The sequence below is a fragment of the Streptomyces sp. NPDC050658 genome, assembly GCF_044457025.1.
Taxonomy (GTDB): Bacteria; Actinomycetota; Actinomycetes; order Streptomycetales; family Streptomycetaceae; genus Streptomyces.
The window spans coordinates 122,534-141,702 of record NZ_JBITGM010000013.1 but is presented as its reverse complement, the minus strand read 5'-3'; the positions used below and the strand labels follow the sequence as shown (position 1 = coordinate 141,702).

Here is a 19,169-nt window from a genome sequence, read left to right as displayed (position 1 = left end):
GGCCCCGTCAGGTCTCAGGAAGCGGTCGGCAGCGAGGCGAGGAAGTCGAGCGCGGCCCGCGCCGTGAACTCGCTCTGCCCGCCCCGCAGCAGCAGCCCCGCCTCCGCGAACGCGGGCGCGTCGGCGTGCGCCGCGACATAGGGGATCGCGACGCAGCGCATGCCGGCCGCGTGCGCCGCCGCCGCGCCCGGCGCCGCGTCCTCCATGACCACGCAGTCGGCGGGGTCGACGCCGAGGAGCGCGGCGGCGGCCAGGAAGACGTCCGGCGCGGGCTTGCCGTGCGCGACCTCGTCGGCCGAGACGACCGTGGTCAGGAGGGCGTCCAGACCCGTCCCGGAGAGGATCGCGTCGATCGCCGCGCGCGAGGAGCCGGAGGCCACGGCCATCGGCACCCCGGCGTCGTGCAGCTGCTCCACGAACTTGCGCATCTCGGGGAAGACATGGGTGTCGGCGCGGGCCAGGGCGAGATAGCGCCGGTCGAGCTCGGCGAGCAGTTCGGCCACCGGTACGCCGATGCCGTACCGGTCCCGCCAGGTCGCGAGGGTCTCCTGGGTGCCGATCCCGACGTACGCCTCGTTGTCGGCCCACGAGTACGTGACGCCGTGCTCGGCGAGCAGCGCGCGCGACGCCTCGTAGTAGTTCGGCTCGCTGTCCACGAGTGTTCCGTCGAGATCGAAGATGACCGAGGTGGTGCCGAAGGTGCTCATGCCGTCCAGGATGCCAAACGCGCAGCTCACCGCTGTCCGGGGGCGGACCTGCCGATCGACTCCACCAGCGGGAGCAGCCGGTGCGGCACGCGCTCGCGCAGCGCCATCTCCGTACGGGTGCGCACCACGCCCGGCAGCTGGATCAGCTGCTGGATCACGTCTTCCAGGTGGCCGTTGTCCCGTGCGACGACACGGGTCAGCAGATCGCCGCCGCCGGTGATCGAGAAGGCCTCGATGATCTCCGGTACGGCGGCGAGCGCGTCGCCCACCTCGTCCAGATGCCCCTGGGTGACCTCGATGTGCACGAAGGCGAGCACGGGGTGACCGAGCGCGGCGGCCGACAGGGCGGGCCCCGTCCCGGTGATCACCCCGTCCCGCTCGAGCCGGTCGAGCCGGGCCTGAAGCGTGCCGCGGGCGACACCGAGCACGCGAGCGTACTCACGGATGCTGGTGCGGGGCTGCTCCAGGAGCAGCCGCAGGATGCGGGTGTCGAGTTCGTCGACGGCCATGGTGCGGTCTTTCCGGTGGACGGGTGCGGGGCCTGACCGGCGGATATGCGGCCGGCAGCCGATCGGTGGTGACTCTATACGCGTCCCGTGGCCTGCGCGTCCGGCGCCCGTCGATCGTCTGCGGTGGCGACGTGGCTGGTCGCGCCCACGCGGCGGAGCCGCATGTGTCACAGCCCCGCGCCCCTTCGGGGCGCTACGCGTCCCGCACCCGCAGCACCACCCCGCCCGTCACCAGCGCCGCCGCCGCGTACCCGGCGAGGACCGCCATGCCCGCCCAGGGGCCGATCGGCAGCCGGTCCAGGTCCGTCGTCGCCTGGATCGCGAGGCCGGCCGTCGCGGGGGCCGCCCGGCGGGCGTTCTGCTGCCAGTCCGGGTCGGCGAGGAGCCCGGCCAGCAGCGGGAAGGCGTAGAACAGGCCGAGCACCGAGGTGACGGCGGTCGCCGTGTCGCGCAGTGCCGTGGCCGCGCCCAGGCCGATCAGCGCGGCGAGCGTCAGGTAGAGGACCGTCCCGGCGGCGGCCCGCAGCGTCGGACCCTCGGTGAGCGCAGGCGCCGCGAAGCCGTCGGCGGTGAGCAGCAGCCGGCCCGCGAGCAGCGATCCCAGTACCCCGAGCGTGCCCGCCGCCGCGACGAGGGAGCCGAGCACCGCCGCCTTCGCCGCGAGGACCCGCACCCGGCCCGGCTCCGCCGTCAGCGTCGTACGGATGGTCCCCGTGCCGTACTCGCCGCTCATCGTCAGCACCGCGAGGACCACCACCGCGCCCTGGCCGAGCCACACCCCGGTCAGGCTGAGCCTGACCGTGTCCTCGTGGCAGTCGGCGGGCACCGGGCAGTCGCCCGCCGACAGCGCCGCGGTGGCCGCCGCGCCCGCCATGACCGTCAGCGCGATCACGGCGAGCAGCAGCCACCAAGTGCTGGGCAGCGTACGGAGCTTGGTCCACTCGGCGCGCACCGTAAGCAGCGCCCGGCCGTCGCCCCTCACGCGTCCCTCTTCCGTACGCGCCACACCGCGACGCCGAGCACCACGACGGCGTATGCGGCGAGCGTGCCGAGCCCCAGCCACGGGCCCTGCGGGTAGCAGCCGTCCTCCGGGAGGCACAGGCTCGCCACCTGGTCGTGGTGCGGCGTCGTCTCCTGCACCGCGAACCCCGCGACGGGCGTGACCCGTTGCAGCCACTGCGAGAGACCGAGCGGCAGCATGCTCACCAGGATCAGCGGAAGGACGATCACCACGACGACCGTGGTGATGGCCGCCGCCGTGTTGCGCAGCAGCGCGCCCAGGCCGAGCGCGAGCACGCCGATCAGCGCGAGCAGCAGCGCCGAGCCGAGCACGGCCCGCAGCACGGGCCCGTCCGTGAGGGCGAACTCCGGGAAGAGCGGCGGCTTGTGGCCGCTCGCGCGCAGCGCGGGCATGCTCAGGAGATACGAGGCGAAGCACGCGACGAGCCCCGTCACGAAGGTGACCGCGCCGACCACCGCGGCCTTCGCCACCAGGACGCGGCCCCGGCGCGGGCTCACCGCGAACGTCGTACGGATCATGCCGCGCCGGTACTCGGCGGTGATGAACAGGACCCCGAGCGCCGCGATCAGGACCAGACCCAGCTGGGTGCCGGTGAGGGCGGCCGCCACGAGGTCCGGCTGCATCGGCGTACCCGGAGCGATGTCGCCCGAGCCGCTGACCGTGAACGTGCCGCCGGAGCGGCGCAGTTCACCGTCACCGCCGGACGGCTGCCCCACGTCCGTCAGGCGCCAGTCCCCGCCGGACGCGCCCTTCACCGTCACGTCGTCGAACCGGGCGGACGACCGGGACGACCTGTCGCCCACCGACACGCTGCCGAACTTCCGCTCCATGGACTGCACATTGGGCGACGCGACGAACAGACCGACCGGCACGGCGCCCGCGGACCGGCTGAGCCGGACGCTCCCGACCGTCCGCCAGTCTTCGCCGTCGGCCGACGCGTACGCCGTCACCGTGGCGCCCTCGCGGACCAGCCGGAGCCAGTGCGACGTCGACGCGGAGGCCGCGCCGCCCGCGACGTCCCGGGTGAACTCGCTCTGCAGGCGCACCCCGTGCCCCGGAGTGACCATCAGCGCCGCGTAACGCGACCCCGGATCGGTGTTCTCCTTGACGATCACCCCTGCCTTCGCCCACTCCGGGGCCTTCGCCGGCCGCTCACCGGTCGGTCCGGTCACCCGTGCGGTGATGCTGCCGTCCCCGGTGAGGGTGCGGTGCACGAAGGGGAAGTCGTCGCGGATGCGCTCGCCGCCCGGGCCGGTGGGCGCGGGCGGACCGTTGCCACCGGTCGTCTCCACGCCCGAACTCGTCGCGGAGAAAAGGGAGACGAGCACGGTCACGACGACCGCCGCGAGCAGGGTGAGCCCCCAGCGGCGCACCGTGCGCAGCTTGGTCCACTCGGCGCGCAGCAACTGCGGGAAACCGGCGCGTCCGACGGTCGCGGTACCGCGACGGCGGGGCGGGCTGACGGTGGTCATCGCGTGCCCCCCTCCGCGGCGCCGGGCTCCTGCTCGGCCCGCGGAGCGCCCGCGAACTCCACGTCGTCCCTGGTGAGTTCCATGTACGCCTCCTCCAGCGTGGCCCGGTGCGCCGCGACCCCGGAGAAACCGACACCGGCACCGCCGAGCAGCTCCACGACCCGGCTCGCCGCGAGCCGGGAGACGGTGAGCGTGTCGCGTCCGGTGGCCGCGACGCTCGCCCCGGCCCCGGCGAGCACAGTCATCGCCGCCGTCCGCTCGTCCGTGCGCACCTCGACCCGGTCGCCGGACGCCGCTGCGAGCAGCTCCCGCACGCTCGTGTCGGCGATGACCCGGCCACGGCCGACCACCACCAAGTGGTCGGCGGTGTCCTCCAGTTCACTCATCAGATGGCTGGAGACCAGCACCGCGCGCCCCTGCGCCGCCAGGCCCCGCAGAAAGCCGCGGATCCACCGGATGCCCTCCGGGTCGAGCCCGTTGACGGGCTCGTCGAAGAGGAGCACCGGCGGATCGCCGAGCAGCGCCGCCGCGATGCCGAGGCGCTGCCGCATGCCGAGCGAGTAACCGCCGGCCCGGCGGCGCGCGGCCTGGTCGAGGCCGACGAGTTCGAGCACCTCGTCCACCCGGCGCACCGGAAGCCCGTGCGAGTGCGCCATCCACAGCAGATGGTCGCGCCCCCGCCTGCTCGGGTGCACGGCCGCCGCGTCGAGCAGCGAGCCGACCTCCAGCAGCGGGGTGCGCAGCGCGTGGTACGGCCGGCCGCCGATGAGGGCCGTGCCCTCGTCGGCGGAGTCCAGGCCGAGCACGATGCGCATGGTGGTGGACTTGCCGGCGCCGTTGGGGCCGACGAAACCGGTGACTTGGCCCGGTGCGACGGTGAACGAGAGCCCGTCCACCGCGGTCACCGACCCGTAGCGTTTGCGCAGTCCGCGCACTTCGATCGTCGCCGCGCCGCCCGCGGGCGCCGCGTCACGATCGGCTGTTGCCGTGATGCGATCCATGGGAAGTGAGGCTAGGGACGGCGCCGCCCCTGGTCGTCACGCACGGGAGCCGTCTTCGTATCCCTCACGTGAGGGACTCCGCCGGGGCCCGTGACGGTGACAATGAACGGCGTGAGGACGAGAAATCCGTTCAGGGGACGGCAGGTTGCGGGCGGCCCGGCGCGCCTGCGAGGCGCCCTGCGCCGCCTCGCCCACCGCCCGCACGCCCCCGTCGCGGCGGCGGCGCTCCTCTCGCTGTGCGCCGCCGCCGAGCTGCTGCTCCGCGCGGACGGTGAGATACCGCTGCCGCTCGCGCTGTCCCTCGCGTGGGGGGCGACCCTGCCGGTCGCGGTCCTCGCGGGCGACGGGGCGTGGCGGACGGGCGGCAGCGCTGCCGTGCGGTCGGCCGATCCGCGTCCGCTCGTCCTCGGCGGCCCCGGAGCCGCCGTCCTGGCCTCCGCCTGCGCCATGCTCTCCCTCGCGCCCTTCCACGTCCTGACCCTGGCCGGGCTCTGCGCCCTGCTCGTGGCCGTCCACCGCGCGGGGCGGCACGGCCCGCGCCTGCTGGCCGGACTCCTTCCGCTGCCGTTCGTCGCGTATGCCGTCGCCGCCCCGGCGGGCACGGCCGGCACCGGGCAGCGCGTGCTCACCGTGCTGGTCGCGGTCTGCGCGGGCGTGGCCGCCGCGACCGGTATCGCCCGCGGCGTCCGCGACACCGCCCAGGTGAACAGCGCGGCCGAGCGGGCCATCGCCGAGACCCTCCTCGAACATGCCGCGCGCGGCGAACGGGCCCGGATCGCACGGGAGTTGCACGACGTCGTCGCCCATCACATCTCCATGATCGCCGTGCAGGCGGAGACCGCGCGACTGACCACCCCCGGCCTTCCGGCCTCCGGCGCCGAGCGCTTCCTCGCCATCGGCGACACCGCCCGCACCGCGCTCACCGAGATGCGCCGACTGCTCGGCGTGCTGCGCGAGGACGCCGGACCCGCGCAGGCCGACCGGCGCCCGCAGCCGGGCCTCGAACAGCTCGGTGAGCTCGTCGACGAGGCACGGGATGCCTCGGCGGGCGCCGTCCGGCTCATCGTCGAGGGGCCCGTGCGCCCGCTCGACCCCGGTCTCGAACTCACCGCGTACCGCATCGTGCAGGAGGCGCTCACCAACTCGCGTCGGCACGCGCCAGGTGCCGCCGTCGACGTCGAACTCCGCTACTCGGCGGCGGACCTGCGGCTGCGGGTGCGCGACAACGGGCCGAGCCCGCACACCGCACGGCACCTCGACGACGGCCACGGACTGCTCGGGATGCGGGAGCGCGCCGCGATGGTCGGCGGTGAACTGCGCGCGGGGCCCGCCCGGCACGGCGGTTTTCTCATCGAGGCGACGTTCCCCGCGCCGGTGCGGGAGCATGCCGCATGAGCGACCGCCCGAGCAGCCCGCCGCCGCTGCGCCTCGTCATCGCCGACGACCACGAAGTCGTCCGCGCCGGATACGCCGGACTCCTCGCCACCCAGCCCGACTTCACCGTCGTCGGTACCGCCGCCGACGGCGCCCAGGCAGTCGGGCTCTGCCGGGAACTCCGCCCCGACCTGGTCCTGATGGACGTACGCATGCCCGTGATGGACGGAATCGAGGCGACGGCGCGGCTCGCGGGGACCGGCACCCGGGTGCTCATCCTGACCACCTTCGACCTGGACGAGCACGTGTACGACGCGCTCAGCGCGGGCGCCGCCGGGTTCCTGCTCAAGGACGTCACCGCCGAGCGGCTCTTCGACGCCGTGCGCGTGGTGGCCGCCGGCGAGGGGCTGCTCGCGCCCACCGTGACCCGCCGCCTCATCGCCGAGTTCGCCCGCCTCAGGCCCGGACCGCCCACGGAACCCGCCGCCCGCCTCGACGCGCTCACCCCCCGCGAGACCGAGGTGCTGCGGCTGATCGCGGAAGGCCTCTCCAACCCGGAGATCGCCGGACGGCTGCACGTCAGCGAGGAGACCGTGAAGACCCACGTGAGCCGGGTGCTCGCCAAACTGGGCCTGCGGGACCGCACCCAGGCCGTGGTCGCGGCGTACGAGACGGGCCTCGTGATCCCCAGAACGGGGCCCTGACCTGCGGATACGGCTCCCGTGGCCGCCGTCCGCCAACAGGCCGGGCCCGCCCCGCCGCCGTACAATGGAAGGGCGGCGAGTGCATGACGGCGTGACTCGATCATGAGTGCTCGAATCGAGGACTACGCCCTCCTCAGTGACCTGGAGACCGCCGCCATGCTCGGCAGGGACGGTTCGATCGACTGGCTCTGTCTGCCCCGCTTCGACTCACCGGCCTGTTTCGCCGCGCTGCTCGGCACGCAGGAGCACGGATTCTGGCGGATCGCCCCGGTCGGCGCCGGACCCTGCACACGGCGCGCCTACCGCCCCGACACCCTCGTCATGGACTCCACCTGGCAGTGCCCGACCGGGGCCGTACGCGTCACCGACTTCATGCCGCCCCGAGCGCAACTGCCGTGCGTGGTGCGCGTCGTCGAGGGGCTCTCCGGATCCGTCGCCATGCGCAGCGAGCTGCGGCCGCGGTTCAACCAGGGCCGGATCGTGCCCTGGGTGCGCGCCGAGGGGCACTGCGCTGTGGCCGTCGCCGGGCCCGATGCCCTCTGGGCGAGCGCCGACGGGCCGGTCGAGACGCGCGGCGACGCCGAATCCACGGTCATCGACTTCACCGTCCGCGAGGGCCAGCGCCTGGCCACCCACCTCGTGTGGGCGCCCTCCCACCTGCCGGAGCCGCCCGAACCACTCGGCGTACCCGCCGAGACCGCCCTGAAGGCGACCGCCGACTTCTGGCGCCGCTGGACGGCACAGTGCCGCTACCAGGGCCCGTGGCGCGACGCCGTCACACGCTCACTGATCACCCTCAAGGCGCTCACCTACGCGCCCACCGGCGGCATCGTCGCCGCGCCGACCACCTCGCTGCCCGAGTGCGTCGGCGGCGAACGCAACTGGGACCACCGCTTCTGCTGGCTGCGCGACTCCACGCTCACCTTGTCCTGTCTGCTGCGCAGCGGCTACCGCGAGGAGGCGACCGCCTGGCTCGACTGGCTGGTCCGCGCCGTCGCGGGCGACCCCGCCGATCTGCAGGCGGTGTACGGCGTCGGCGGCCAGCGGCGGCTGCCCGAGGCGGAGGCTCCGTGGCTGCCCGGCTACGAGGGCTCGCGGCCCGTCCGGTTCGGGAACGCGGCGGTGGGTCAGCTCCAGCTCGACGTGTACGGAGAGGTGCTCGACACGCTCTGTCTGTCGCTGCGGGCCGGCATCCCGCTGGAACCGCACCTGTGGAGCCTGGTGAAATCCCTGATGCGCTATCTGCGCGAGCACTGGCGCGAACCGGACCGCGGCCTGTGGGAAGTCCGCGGCCCGAGCCGCCAGTTCGTCCACTCCAAGGTCATGGCGTGGGTCGCGGCCGACCGCGCCCTGCGCATCGGCGAACTGCTCGGCAGGAACGAGTGCGCGGACGAGTGGCGCGCCATGCGCGACGCGGTGCACCAGGAGGTCTGCCGGGCCGGCTGGGACGCGCGACGGCGATCGTTCACCCAGTCCTACGGCTCGTCCGCCCTGGACGCCTCGGCGCTCCTGATCCCCAAGGTCGGCTTCCTGCCCGCCGCCGACCCGCGCGTGCGCGACACCGTCCACGCGATGCGCGCCCTGGACCACCACGGCTTCGTCCGGCGGTACGCCCACAACGGCACCGGAGTGCACGGCGTGGACGGCATGCGCGGCTCCGAGGGCACCTACGTCGCCTGCTCCCTCTGGTACGCCGACGCGCTCGCCGCGACCGGCCGCGTCGAACAGGCGCGGGAGACCTTCGAGCGCGTCCTCGGCGTCCGCAACGACGTGGGGCTGCTCGCCGAGCAGTGGGATCCCGACAGCGGGCGCCAACTGGGCAACGCGCCCCAGGCGTTCAGCCATATCGCCCTGGTGGAGACGGCCTTCGCGCTGCGTGACGCGGGCGCTCAGGAGGGGCGTCGCACGGCCGTCAGGAGCACCATGCCCGAGTCGCCGTAGTCCGGCAGCGTCGGATCGGCGTCGATCCGCGTGACGGCGAGCCGCTCCGTGAGCGGCGCGAACACCTCCGTGACGATCTCGGGGTTGACGGGACAGCCGGGCCACCGCGAGTCGGGACCGATGCGGTAGGTGGGCATGTTCTCCATGAACGCCGCGACGAGCAGCCCGCCCGCACCCACGGAACGTACGAAGCGACCGCAGAAGTCGGTGAACTCCGTGAAGTCCTCGGTGACGCCCTCGGCGACGAAGTTCATCGAGGCGACGTCGTAACTCCCCGGTGCCAGCGCCCGGATGTCGCCGTGGACCACGCGGACGCGGGCGAGCGCCCGGGGAAGGCTCGGCGGCAGCTCCGGGTTGAGGCGGCGGCACAGCGCGTAGAACGGCGCCCAGCTCGCGTCGGGGCCCTGGTCGAGCTGCCGGGTCAGATAGGCGACGCCCGCCGCGCTCGCCTCCACCGCGTCGATCCGGCGGCTCGCTGCGGCGGCCAGCATCAGCGGGTAGAGGTTGGGCCCGGCCCCGAACTCCAGCGTGCGCGCGGCGCTTCCCGGCGCGAGAGCCCGGTAGAACGCGGAGTGGTGGGCGATGACCGCGGCGTCGGACGGATGCAGCTCGCGGTAGTTCTCGCCGAGATAGTCCTGGACGGGCCAGCTGTCCCAGTCCACGTCGTCGTTGCGGGTGGGCGCCACGCCGCTCACCTCTCCGGACGGAGCAGCGACCGCTCGGACAGGAGCGTCAGCGCCGCGTTCAGCCGGTCGATGTCGTCGTCCGAGTTGAGTGCCGTGAGCTGCACCCGGAACCCGACCCGGTCGCGCGGCACGAGCGGATAGGCCGCGAGCGTCACATAGACGCCCTGCTCCCACAGGAACCGGGCGACCGCGTCCAGGTCCTCCGGGTCGGCCAGCGGGAACTCCACGATCGGCAGCTGGTCGTGGTTCAGGGACTCCAGGCCGAGCGCCTCCACATGGTCGAGCAGCCGGACCGTCTTGCGGTGCAGATCGGCCCGGATGGCGTCGCCGCGCCGGTCGTTGACCCCGAGCCCGGCGAGCGCGGTCGCCAGCGAGGCCGTGGGCGAAGGCCCCGAGTACAGATAGGGCGCGGCGGTGACCTTCAGATGGTCCTTGAGCCAGGACGGCAGCGCGAGAAACGCAAGCAGCGAGGAGTACGCCTTGGAGAAACCGCCGACCAGCACGATCCCTTCGTACGTCTCACCGGTGTGCCGGACCACACTGTTGCCGCGGAGCCCGTAGGGACACGGCTCGTCGGCGCCGCGCTCCCCGATGACCCCGAAGCCATGGGTGTCGTCGATGTACAGCGTGGCATCGAAGTCCCGGCAGATCGCGGCCAGTTCGGGTACGTCGGCGATGTCGCCGCTCATGCTGTTCACGCCGTCCAGACAGACGAGCCGGGACCGGCCCGAGGGCAACGCCCGCAGCTGGGCGGTCAGTTCGTCGGGGCGGTCGGCGTGGAACCGGCGCAGCGTCGCGCCCTGGGCGCGGGCCGAGACGCAGCCGTCGTACACGGTGCGGTGCGCCGTCGCCTCCACGAAGACATGGCCCTGGTCGGCGAGGACGGGGATCACCGAGTGGTGGATCAGGGTGGCGGTCGGCAGGAGCAGCGTGTCGGGCGCCCCGAGCAGCGCGGTGAGCCGCTCCTCGATCTCCGGGTAGAGCCGGGGGTTGCCGATCAGCCGCGACCAGCTGGGGTGGGTGCCCCAGCGGCGTACGGCGGGTTCGACGGCGGCGATGATCTCGGGGTCGTGGTCGAAGCCCAGGTAGTTGCAGGAGGCGAAGTCGATCAGCCAGTGCTCGCCGCTGCGGATGTGCCGGCCGCGCACCTCGTCCAGGACGGCGTCGCTCATCGGGCTCGTCCTGCGCAGCCGGTCGAGATCGCTCCAGCGCGGGGCGCGCCGCGCGTCGGCGGGCCCCGGGTCCGGGTGGTCGGCGGCGGGCTCGGGGGCTGAGGGCGGCACGTTCGGGACGGCGCACACGGAGCGGCCCTCGGCGGCGTCCCCAGGAGCCCCTGAGACGGGAGCCCTTGTCGTGGGAGCCTCCGGCGCGGGCGCCCGGCCCGGCGCACGCCGCGTGCGCAGCAGCCGCTCGCCCTGCTCGGCCGTGAGCGGGCGGGCGAAGAGAAAGCCCTGCCCGAACCGGCAGCCCATCCCGGCGAGCAGGTCCCGCTGCACGGGCTCCTCGATGCCCTCGGCGATGACCTGGAGGCCGAGCGTGTCGGCGATGCGGACGATCCCCTCGACGAGCGCGACCTGCTGGGTGTCCTCCGCGATGTCGTCGATGAACGACTTGTCGATCTTCAGTACGTCGATGGGGAACTCCCGCAGATAGCGCAGCGAGGAGAAGCCCGTCCCGAAGTCGTCGACGGCGATCCGCACCCCGAGGTCCTTCAGCTCCTGCATGACCGCCTGGATCTGCCCGTCCGGCCGCATCAGGACCGACTCGGTGAGCTCCAACTGCAGGGAACCCGGCGCGAGTCCGGGCGTGCTCAGGGCCTTGCGCACCTCGTCGAGGAAGCCCGTGTCGCGGAACTGCCGCGCGGAGACGTTGACGCTGACGTACGGACCCGTCGGCGCGGCCGCCGTCCGCTGCAGACCGGCGATGTCGGCGGTGGCGCTCGCCAGGACCCAGGCGCCCAGCGGCGTGATGTGGCCGGTCTCCTCGGCGAGCGGGATGAACTGCTGCGGCGGCACCAGACCCCGCCGGGGGTGCGGCCAGCGGGCCAGCGCCTCGAAGCCGACGATCTTGGCCGCCGGGAGATCCGGGGAGCCGACGGGGGAGCCGTTCGCCGAGATGTCCACGACCGGCTGATAGCGCAGCGCGAACTCCCGCTCGGCGATCGCCCGGTCCAGGCTCGCCTGGAGGTCGTGCCGCTCCAGCATCCGCACGTGCAGGCGGGGCCTGAACCGCCGCCACTGGCGCTTGCCCGCGGCCTTGGCGGCGTAGAGGGCGAGGTCGGCGTGGGCGAGCAGTTCGTCCGCGTCGGAGGCGTCGCCGGCCGTGGCCAGGCCCACGCTGGCCGAGACGCTCACCGTGTCGCCGGCCAGATGGAACGGCCGGCTCAGCGTCTGCACCACCTGCGCGGCCAGGATCTCGGCGTCCGCCGGGTCCCGCGCGTCCTCCATCAGGACCGCGAACTCGTCGCCGCCGAGCCGGGCCGCCGTGTCGCTGCGGCGCAGCGTCCGCGCCAGCCGGGAGCCGACGGCCGCGAGCAGCTGGTCGCCCGTGGAGTGCCCCATCGTGTCGTTGACGACCTTGAAGTCGTCGAGGTCGATGAAGAGCACACAGGTGAGCGTCGACTCGCGGGTGCCCCGCAGCAGCGCGCGCTCGATCCGCTCCAGGAGCAGCGTCCGGTTGGGCAGACCGGTCAGCGCGTCGTGGAACGCCCGCTGGGTCAGCTCGTGCTCCAGCTGCCGCTGCTCGGTCACGTCCCGCAGCGTGACGACGAGGCCCCGCACGGTCGGGTCGTCACGCAGGTCGCTGCACCGCACCTCCACCTCGACGCGCCCGTTGCCGTGCCGCATCCACCAGTAGTCGTGCGGCTCGCGCTGCCCGCCGTCGCGCATCGCGCCGAGGACCCGGACCGCGCGCTCCCGGTCCCGCGGATCGACCAGCTCGGGCAGGGCCACCCCGACCAGCCGGGCGGCCCCGAACACGGCCTGTGCGGACGGGCTGGCGTACCGCACGGTGTCGTCGTCCTCGACGATGAGGATCACGTCCGACGCGTTGCGCACCAGCGTGCGGAAGTAGGCCTCGGACTCCCGCCGGATGATCTCCTTCCGCAGCGCGATGCGCTCCATGGCGAGCCCCGCGTGCGAGGCGAGGATTTCCAGGGAGCCCCAGATCTCCGTGAGCCTGCGCTCCGGGCCCGCCGCGAGCAGCACGCCGGGCGGCGCGTCCCCGGCCGGGCGGTCACGCTGGATCATCGGGCACACCAGGGCGCTGTCCGGCACCCCGAAGCGGTCGGCGAGCTTCGGGCCGAGCGCGGCGGCCGGCACCAGGTGCGTACGGTCCTGCGTCAGCTCGGCGGGCAGGTCGGGGAGCCCGCCGTCCGCGCCCGGCAGCAGGGTCGCGCTGCGCACGCCGGGAGCGGACAGCGCGGCGACCGTGGTGTCGCAGGTCCGCAGGATCTCCTCGGTCTCGATGGCCGACACCAGCGCGGAAGCCGCCGTACGCAGCGCGAGTTCACGGTCGACGGCCTTGCGGTGCGCCACGACGATGCCGCCGAGCCTGAGGATCACCAGGAGGAACAGGAGGCCCGAGAAGACGGCGATCACGGCCGCGTCATGGGCGCGCCCCATGAGCGCCTCGGCGAGCAGGATCACCGGGGCGATCAGCGTGGCGAGGGCGAGCAGCGCGAGCCGGTGCGGCGGCGGGAGCAGGGGCCGCCTGAGATGGGTGTACGCGGTCAGCTCGACCATCGAGGGGTGCAGCGCCGCGAGGCCCCAGGCGGTGTAGAAGGCGATCCAGCCCATGTCGAGCAGCGTGCCGGTCTGCCACAGGCCGTTGAGCTGGAGAATCCCGTACGCGATGTCGAAGCCGAGCAGCGTGACCGTGCCGACGACCAGGAGCTGCACGGAACGGTTGTGGCCGGTCACCGAGCCGGGCGTGAGCAGCCGGGCGAGCAGCGCGAGGACCAGCACGTCGCCGAGCGGATAGGCGATGCTGATCGCGCGCTGCGCCCAGGTGAGTCCCTCCACCTCGGTGAGGGGCTGCACGAGATAGACCCAGACGGGCAGCGCGAGCCCGCCGGTGAAGATCATCGCGTCGAGCAGGCTCGGCAGGTCACGGCCCGCCCAGCGGTACCGGACCAGGCCGAAGAGCCCGGCGGCGAACAGCGGATACACCGCCAGGTAGCAGGCGTCGGCCGGGGACGGGAACGGGTTCGAGGCGTGCAGATACTCCTCGACCACGTTGTAGTACGTGTCCCCCGTGGCGAAGGCGAGCAGGCCCGCGGCCAGCACCCACCACGGCCAGCGGTGCGCGGGACGGTTCAGCCGCGTCCCGACCAGCACCGCCACGACTCCGGCGAGACCGATGAGCGCCCACAGCGCGGCGCGCAGGTCCGGCAGGGTCATATAGGCGGCGGTGAGGGCCGCGACCAGGAGCACGTATCCGGCCATCAGCCGGTTCCGCGCCCACAGCTCTCCCCGAAGACGTGCCCGCAGCAATGGAAAGACGCCTCCCTGCGTGGCAGGGACACCGGGCCGAGGACAGTGTCAGCCGGGTTCTCGCTTCTTTGATCGTAGGCCCGGCGGACGCGGTGCTGCATCTTCTCCGGAGGGGCTCAGCCCGCTTCTGCGGCGGGGCTCAGTCCGCGGCGGGCGGCAGCGCCGCCCCGACCGGCGGCGGCGTGCCGAGGTCACGGCCGAAGTAGTCGACGGTCCCCGGATCGACGCCGAACAGGTCGCGCAGGTCCAGGCCCGCGCCGGAGAGCGCGGTGCAGGTCGGGGCCAGCAGGGGCGCGTCGCCGGGGGAGCGGACGGCGGGGAGTTCACCGCCGGCCAGGCACGGGTCGACGGTCAGGCCGGTCGGCTCGCCGCCGAGCTGTTCCTGCCCGGTGGCCTTGTTCCAGGCCTTCAGGCCGGAGTAGGTCCCCTCGCCCCACTGCACGGTCCACTGGCCTTGCGGGGCACGGTAGTTGTTGCCCTGCACCAGGACGTTCCGCGCCGTGAGGTCGGGATCCGCGAGGGCCAGCGGGGAGCCGTCGGTGACGAAGCTGTTGTTGCGGACGGTGACTCCCGTCTCGCCGTCCATCAGACGCAGCGCGGGACCGCTCCTGCCGTCGTCCAGGGCGGTCATGACCACGGTGTTCTGGTAGATGCGCAGATCGCGCACGTCGTGGCCGTAGACGGCGAGCCCGCCGAAGCGCGGCAGCCTGCGGCCGTTGTCGGCGCTCAGGTTGAAGCGGATCGTGTTGTCGCGGTGCGCGCCGTTCACCACGCGGGTGTAGGCGTAGAAGCCCGGGCCGTCGTTGTGGAAGGCCAGGTTGTACTGCATGGCCGAGTCCGAGACGTTCTCGTCGAAGCCGAATCCCGCGCCGTCGACGTCGGAGCCCGTGTGGTTGCGGTAGGCGACGTTGTGCTCAAGAACCACGTCGGTCGCGTCGTACGCCCAGATGCCGACCGGGCCCGAGGGTGCCTCGGCGGCCGCGTCGGAGCCGTTGTCGTGGGCGCTGGAGTCCCGCACCGTGGCGTGCCGCACCCCGCCGAGGATGATGCCGTCGCCGGTGTGCCGGTCGGCGGCCTCGGGGTCTCCTTCGTTGCCGTGCGCCTCGACGTCCGTGACCTCGATGTCCTGGTGCGCGTACGTCGGCCGCCGGGCGTCGAACTTGCCGCCGTACGTGAGGAGTCCGGCGTCCTTGTTGCCGTGCAGCTCCGCCTGATCGACCGTCACATTCCGGAATCCGGCGGCCCTTTCGGCCGCTCCGACGGCGATGCCGACGCGGAATCCGGAGACTTCGACGCCGGACACCTCGACGTGGTCGAGCTGAGCGCCGCCGGGGCGTTCGGCGAAGAGGTTGATGCCTCCGTCGCGGACATAGGCGGCGCGGTTGCCGCTGACGGTGAGGTCGCGGATCTCCACGCCCGCCGTGTCGTGCACCGAGACGCCCGGCGTGCCGCGCGCCTCGATCTCGGCCCGGCCGTCGCCGTAGGAGCCGATCACCACGGGGCGGTCCGCGTCGCCCGCCTCCGACGCGCCCAGTGTGACGGTGCCGGTGAAGCGGGCGCCGCCTTCGAGGAGCAGCCGGTCGCCGGGGTGCAGCGCCACGCGTTCGGCGCGGGCCAGCGACTTCCAGGCGTCGTCGGGCGACGTGCCGTCGTGGCCGTCGTCGCCGTCCGGGCTGACGTAGTAGGTGCGGGTCGTGTCGTAGTGGGGGGTGGCAGCGCAGCCGCCGGCCGCGATCAGCGCGCCAACGGCCAGGAGCGCGCAGGGGGCACGGAGCCCCGGCATGGCTGCGGCGGCCGCGCTGCCCATCGGAATCAGGCCTCCACGGGCTCGGGCACCGGCAGGGACGGTGCCTGCGGACGCGGGGACCTGGAACGTGCGGTGAACCACGCCACCGTGTGGCGCAGCCCGTCCTCCAGGGGGACGCGGGGGACCCAGCCGAGCTGTTCGAGCGCCTGGTTGATCACCGGGCGGCGGCGGGTCGGGTCGTCGACGGGCAGCGGGCGGTAGGTGATGGGGGAGCGCGACCCGGTGATCGCGCGGACGAGCTCCGCGAGCTCACGGACGGTGCGCTCACCGGGGTTGCCCAGGTTCACCGGGCCGCTGCTTTCGCTGTCGAGCATCGCCACGAGACCCCGGACGAGATCGTCGACGTAGCAGAAGCTGCGGGTCTGGCCGCCGTCGCCGTAGATCGTCAGCGGCCGTCCCGCCAGCGCCTGGCGGACGAAGGTCGACACCACGCGCCCGTCGTGCGGCCGCATCCGCGGACCGTAGGTGTTGAAGATCCGTACGACCCCGACGTCCACCCCGTAGGAGCGGCGGTACGCCATGGAGAGCGCCTCCGCGTACCGCTTGGCCTCGTCGTAGACGCTGCGCGGGCCGACCGGATTGACGTTGCCCCAGTAGCTCTCGGGCTGCGGATGGATCTCCGGGTCGCCGTAGACCTCGCTGGTCGACGTCAGCAGGAAGCGGGCGCCGTGCCGCCGGGCCAGACGCAGGGCGTTCTCGGTGCCCCGGCTGCCGACGGCGAGGGTCTCCAGGGGCAGCCGGTGGTAGTCCGGCGGCGACGCGGGGCTCGCCAGGTGGGCCACGGCGTGCACCGGTCCGGGCACGTCGAAGGGCTCGGTCACGTCGGCGTGGATCAGCCGGAAGCGGGGCGCGTCGCGCAGATGGGCCACGTTCTCCGGTTCGCCGGTGCAGAAGTTGTCCAGGCAGCAGACGATGTCGCCTCTGGCGAGGAGCGCCTCGCACAGATGGGATCCGAGGAATCCGCCGCCGCCGGTCACCACGACTCTCATGACATACCTCCGGTGAGTGCCCGCACGCGGGCGGTGACGCGCGCGGGGGCGGTGTGCGAGGGGGTGGCCGCCCGCGCCGAGAGTCGCGGGCGGCCCGGTGCGTGCACGGTCCAGCCGGCGGCCGACCAGGCCCGCGGATCGAGGCTGTTGCGAGCGTCCAGGAGGACCGGCGCGCGCACCACCGAGGCGAGCGCGGTCGGGTCGATGTCCTGGTACTCGGGCCAGTTGGTGAGGTGCAGGACCAGGTCCGCGTCCTCGCAGGCCTTCTCGATCTCCAGGGTGTAGTCCAGCTCCGGGTGGACCGCGCGCGCGTTCTCGACGGCCTCCGGGTCGTGCACCCGGACCGTGGCGCCCTGTTCCCGCAGGGCGGCGGCCACGACGAGGGCCGGCGAGTCGCGCACGTCGTCGCTGCCGGGCTTGAACGCGGCGCCGAGCACCGCGGCCCTGCGGCCGGTGAAGGAGCCGCCGAGCGCGAGGCGTGCCCGGTCGACGGTGCGGCCCCGCTGCCGGGTGTTGATCCGGTCGACCTCGTGCAGGAACACCACGGCCTCACCGGCGCCGATCTCCTCGGCGCGGGCGGCGAAGGCCCGGATGTCCTTGGGGAAGCAGCTCCCGCCGAAGCCGAGCCCCGGCTCCAGGAAGCGCGGCCCGATCCGCGGGTCCGCGCCGATGGCCCGCGCGAGGACGGAGGCGTCGGCGCCCGCGGCGTCGCACACCTCGGCCATCGCGTTGATGAAGGAGATCTTGGTGGCGAGGAAGGAGTTCGCCGCGACCTTGACCAGCTCCGCAGTGGCGGGATCGGTGGCGAAGAACGGCACCCCGGCCAGGATCATCGGCGTATAGATCGCCCGCAGCACACCCTCGGCGTGCCTGGAGGAGACGCCGACGACGAGCCGCTCGGGCCGCATCGTGTCCGCGACCGCGCAGCCCTCGCGCAGGAACTCCGGGTTCCAGGCGACTTCCGTGTCCGGCGCGCTCGCCGCGATCCGCGCGGCGAGCCGGGCCGCGGTGCCCACCGGCACGGTGGACTTGCCCACCACCAGACTGCCCGGCCGCAGATGCGGGGCCAGTCCGTCCACGACGGCGTCCACATAGCGCAGGTCGGCGGCCTTGCCGTCGGGCCGCTGCGGGGTGCCCACGCACACGAAGTGGGTCCGGGCGAAGGCGGCGCCCTCGGCGAGCGAGGTGGAGAACCGCAGCCGTCCCGAGGCGACGGTACGGGCGAGCAGCTCGTCGAGGCCCGCCTCGTGGATGGGGGCCCGGCCCGCCGCCAGAGAAGCGATCCGTTCGGCGTCGATGTCGATGCCGAGGACCTGGTGGCCGATGTCGGCCATGCATGCCGCGTGCACCGTCCCCACGTATCCGGTGCCGATCACTGTCATCCTCATGGCCTTGCTCCTCGGGCGTCGTGCGTGGTGCGGTCGGCGCGCCGGCCGGGACCGGCGTAGCCGTGCGGGTTGAGCATCTGGAACCGCCATGCGTCGCGGCACATGTCGGTGAGGTCGCGGGTGGGCCGCCAGCCCCAGGCGCGCGCCACCGCGCCCGCGTCCGCGACGAGTTCGGTCACGTCGCCGGGGCGGCGCGGGACGATGTCGTACGGGATGTCCCGGCCGCTGGCCGCGCCGAAGGCGGTGATCACGTCGAGGACCGAACTGCCCTTGCCGACACCCAGGTTGAAGACGCGCATGCCGGGTCCGTCGGAGAGGTGGTCCAGGGCCACGCGGTGTGCCTCGGCGGTGTCCATCACATGGAGGTAGTCGCGGATCGCGGTGCCGTCCGGGGTGTCGTAGTCGTCGCCGAACACGGAAAGACGCTCCAGGCGGCCGACGGCGACCTGGGCGACGTACGGCATCAGGTTGTCGGGGACGCCGCGCGGGTCCTCGCCGAGGAGGCCGCTGGGGTGCGCGCCGACCGGGTTGAAGTAGCGCAGGGCGAGCACGGTGAACTCCGGCCAGTGGGCGCACACATCGGCGAGGAGCTGCTCGCAGAGCCATTTGGAGGCGGCGTACGGATTGGTGGGCGCCGCGGGCGTGGACTCGTCGAGGGGGCCGCGTCCGGCGTCGCCGTAGATCGAGCAGGACGAGGAGAACACCAGCTGGTTCACCCCGTGTTCGTGCATCACCCGCAGCAGCGCGGTGGTGCCGCCGACATTGGTGTCGTAGTACTCGACGGGCATCCGTGTCGACTCGCCCACGGCCTTGTGCGCGGCGAAGTGCACGACGGCGTCCACGTTGTGGCGGTCGAATATGGCCGACAGGGCGCGCCGATCACGGATGTCCAGCTCATAGATGGTGCCGACGAAGCGGTCGGTGATCCGCTCCACCCGGCCGAAGACCTGCGAGGTGCTGTTGGAGTAGTCGTCGATCACGATCAGTTCGTAGCCGTGGTCGAGGAGTTCGACGCAGGTGTGGCTGCCGATGAAGCCGGCTCCGCCGGTGACCAGGATCGTGGACGGGGCGCTCATG

General features: G+C 73.3%; 14 protein-coding genes. 3 read left to right on the top strand and 11 right to left on the bottom strand.

Annotation, left to right across the window (positions count from 1 at the left end; genetic code table 11):
- Positions 1-14 precede the first annotated feature (14 nt).
- The 5 genes from ACIBKX_RS34640 to ACIBKX_RS34620 form a co-directional block, all read right to left on the bottom strand.
- Entirely contained in the window at positions 15-707 is a 693-nt protein-coding gene (locus ACIBKX_RS34640; RefSeq protein ID WP_363274548.1) for an HAD family phosphatase, read from the bottom strand.
- Between the two features lie 26 nt (positions 708-733).
- The gene (locus ACIBKX_RS34635) at positions 734-1,216 is read right to left on the bottom strand and encodes an Lrp/AsnC family transcriptional regulator (RefSeq protein WP_363274547.1); all 483 of its coding nucleotides are present in this window, start codon (positions 1,214-1,216) and stop codon (positions 734-736) included.
- A 193-nt stretch (positions 1,217-1,409) separates the two neighbouring features.
- Entirely contained in the window at positions 1,410-2,198 is a 789-nt protein-coding gene (locus ACIBKX_RS34630; RefSeq protein WP_363274546.1) for an ABC transporter permease, read from the bottom strand.
- Positions 2,195-3,709: a DUF1349 domain-containing protein gene (locus tag ACIBKX_RS34625; protein WP_363274545.1), complete on the bottom strand. Its 1,515-nt coding sequence runs from the start codon at positions 3,707-3,709 to the stop codon at positions 2,195-2,197. Before ACIBKX_RS34625 ends, ACIBKX_RS34630 begins: the two co-directional genes overlap by 4 nt.
- On the bottom strand, positions 3,706-4,710 hold the full coding sequence (locus tag ACIBKX_RS34620) for an ATP-binding cassette domain-containing protein (RefSeq protein ID WP_363274544.1): 1,005 nt from the start codon (positions 4,708-4,710) through the stop codon (positions 3,706-3,708). The genes ACIBKX_RS34625 and ACIBKX_RS34620 overlap by 4 nt, the downstream gene beginning before the upstream one ends.
- A 111-nt stretch (positions 4,711-4,821) precedes the next feature.
- On the opposite strand from ACIBKX_RS34620, the gene ACIBKX_RS34615 reads away from it, so the two are divergent.
- The 3 genes from ACIBKX_RS34615 to ACIBKX_RS34605 all read left to right on the top strand — a co-directional run bounded on the left by ACIBKX_RS34615 (position 4,822) and on the right by ACIBKX_RS34605 (position 8,729).
- Positions 4,822-6,105 carry a sensor histidine kinase gene (locus tag ACIBKX_RS34615; RefSeq protein ID WP_363274543.1) on the top strand — a complete coding sequence of 428 codons (1,284 nt, stop codon included), beginning with the start codon at positions 4,822-4,824 and terminating at the stop codon, positions 6,103-6,105.
- On the top strand, positions 6,102-6,788 hold the full coding sequence (locus ACIBKX_RS34610) for a response regulator transcription factor (protein ID WP_363274542.1): 687 nt from the start codon (positions 6,102-6,104) through the stop codon (positions 6,786-6,788). Before ACIBKX_RS34615 ends, ACIBKX_RS34610 begins: the two co-directional genes overlap by 4 nt.
- A 102-nt stretch (positions 6,789-6,890) precedes the next feature.
- Positions 6,891-8,729, top strand: coding sequence for a glycoside hydrolase family 15 protein (locus tag ACIBKX_RS34605; RefSeq protein WP_363274541.1), 1,839 nt, complete (start codon positions 6,891-6,893; stop codon positions 8,727-8,729).
- On the opposite strand, the gene ACIBKX_RS34600 is transcribed toward ACIBKX_RS34605, so the two are convergent.
- The 6 genes from ACIBKX_RS34600 to galE all read right to left on the bottom strand — a co-directional run bounded on the left by ACIBKX_RS34600 (position 8,678) and on the right by galE (position 19,168).
- Positions 8,678-9,415 carry a class I SAM-dependent methyltransferase gene (locus tag ACIBKX_RS34600; RefSeq protein ID WP_363274540.1) on the bottom strand — a complete coding sequence of 246 codons (738 nt, stop codon included), beginning with the start codon at positions 9,413-9,415 and terminating at the stop codon, positions 8,678-8,680. The genes ACIBKX_RS34605 and ACIBKX_RS34600 overlap by 52 nt on opposite strands.
- Before the next feature lie 5 nt (positions 9,416-9,420).
- A complete protein-coding gene (locus ACIBKX_RS34595; protein WP_363274539.1) occupies positions 9,421-13,860 on the bottom strand; it encodes an aminotransferase class I/II-fold pyridoxal phosphate-dependent enzyme in 4,440 nt (1,479 codons plus the stop codon).
- 187 nt (positions 13,861-14,047) lie between these two features.
- On the bottom strand, positions 14,048-15,715 hold the full coding sequence (locus ACIBKX_RS34590) for a right-handed parallel beta-helix repeat-containing protein (protein ID WP_363274538.1): 1,668 nt from the start codon (positions 15,713-15,715) through the stop codon (positions 14,048-14,050).
- Between the two features lie 5 nt (positions 15,716-15,720).
- Complete coding sequence (locus ACIBKX_RS34585) at positions 15,721-16,704, bottom strand: UDP-glucuronic acid decarboxylase family protein (protein ID WP_363274536.1); 984 nt, start codon at positions 16,702-16,704, stop codon at positions 15,721-15,723.
- Positions 16,701-18,092 (bottom strand): UDP-glucose/GDP-mannose dehydrogenase family protein, encoded by a 1,392-nt coding sequence (locus ACIBKX_RS34580; protein WP_363274535.1) that lies wholly within the window; start codon positions 18,090-18,092, stop codon positions 16,701-16,703. The genes ACIBKX_RS34585 and ACIBKX_RS34580 overlap by 4 nt, the downstream gene beginning before the upstream one ends.
- The gene (gene galE / locus ACIBKX_RS34575; protein ID WP_363274534.1) at positions 18,089-19,168 is read right to left on the bottom strand and encodes a UDP-glucose 4-epimerase GalE; all 1,080 of its coding nucleotides are present in this window, start codon (positions 19,166-19,168) and stop codon (positions 18,089-18,091) included. Before galE ends, ACIBKX_RS34580 begins: the two co-directional genes overlap by 4 nt.
- Position 19,169: the final 1 nt, after the last annotated feature.

Bases quoted from the DNA above. Each gene is read 5' to 3' on its own strand.
- ACIBKX_RS34640 (WP_363274548.1), bottom strand. From the start codon at position 707: ATGAGCACCTTCGGCACCACCTCGGTCATCTTCGATCTCGACGGAACA.
- ACIBKX_RS34635 (WP_363274547.1), bottom strand. From the start codon at position 1,216: ATGGCCGTCGACGAACTCGACACCCGCATCCTGCGGCTGCTCCTGGAG.
- ACIBKX_RS34625 (WP_363274545.1), bottom strand. From the start codon at position 3,709: ATGACCACCGTCAGCCCGCCCCGCCGTCGCGGTACCGCGACCGTCGGA.
- ACIBKX_RS34620 (WP_363274544.1), bottom strand. From the start codon at position 4,710: ATGGATCGCATCACGGCAACAGCCGATCGTGACGCGGCGCCCGCGGGC.
- ACIBKX_RS34610 (WP_363274542.1), top strand. From the start codon at position 6,102: ATGAGCGACCGCCCGAGCAGCCCGCCGCCGCTGCGCCTCGTCATCGCC.
- ACIBKX_RS34605 (WP_363274541.1), top strand. From the start codon at position 6,891: ATGAGTGCTCGAATCGAGGACTACGCCCTCCTCAGTGACCTGGAGACC.
- ACIBKX_RS34595 (WP_363274539.1), bottom strand. From the start codon at position 13,860: ATGGCCGGATACGTGCTCCTGGTCGCGGCCCTCACCGCCGCCTATATG.
- ACIBKX_RS34590 (WP_363274538.1), bottom strand. From the start codon at position 15,715: ATGGGCAGCGCGGCCGCCGCAGCCATGCCGGGGCTCCGTGCCCCCTGC.
- ACIBKX_RS34585 (WP_363274536.1), bottom strand. From the start codon at position 16,704: ATGAGAGTCGTGGTGACCGGCGGCGGCGGATTCCTCGGATCCCATCTG.
- ACIBKX_RS34580 (WP_363274535.1), bottom strand. From the start codon at position 18,092: ATGAGGATGACAGTGATCGGCACCGGATACGTGGGGACGGTGCACGCG.
- galE (WP_363274534.1), bottom strand. From the start codon at position 19,168: ATGAGCGCCCCGTCCACGATCCTGGTCACCGGCGGAGCCGGCTTCATC.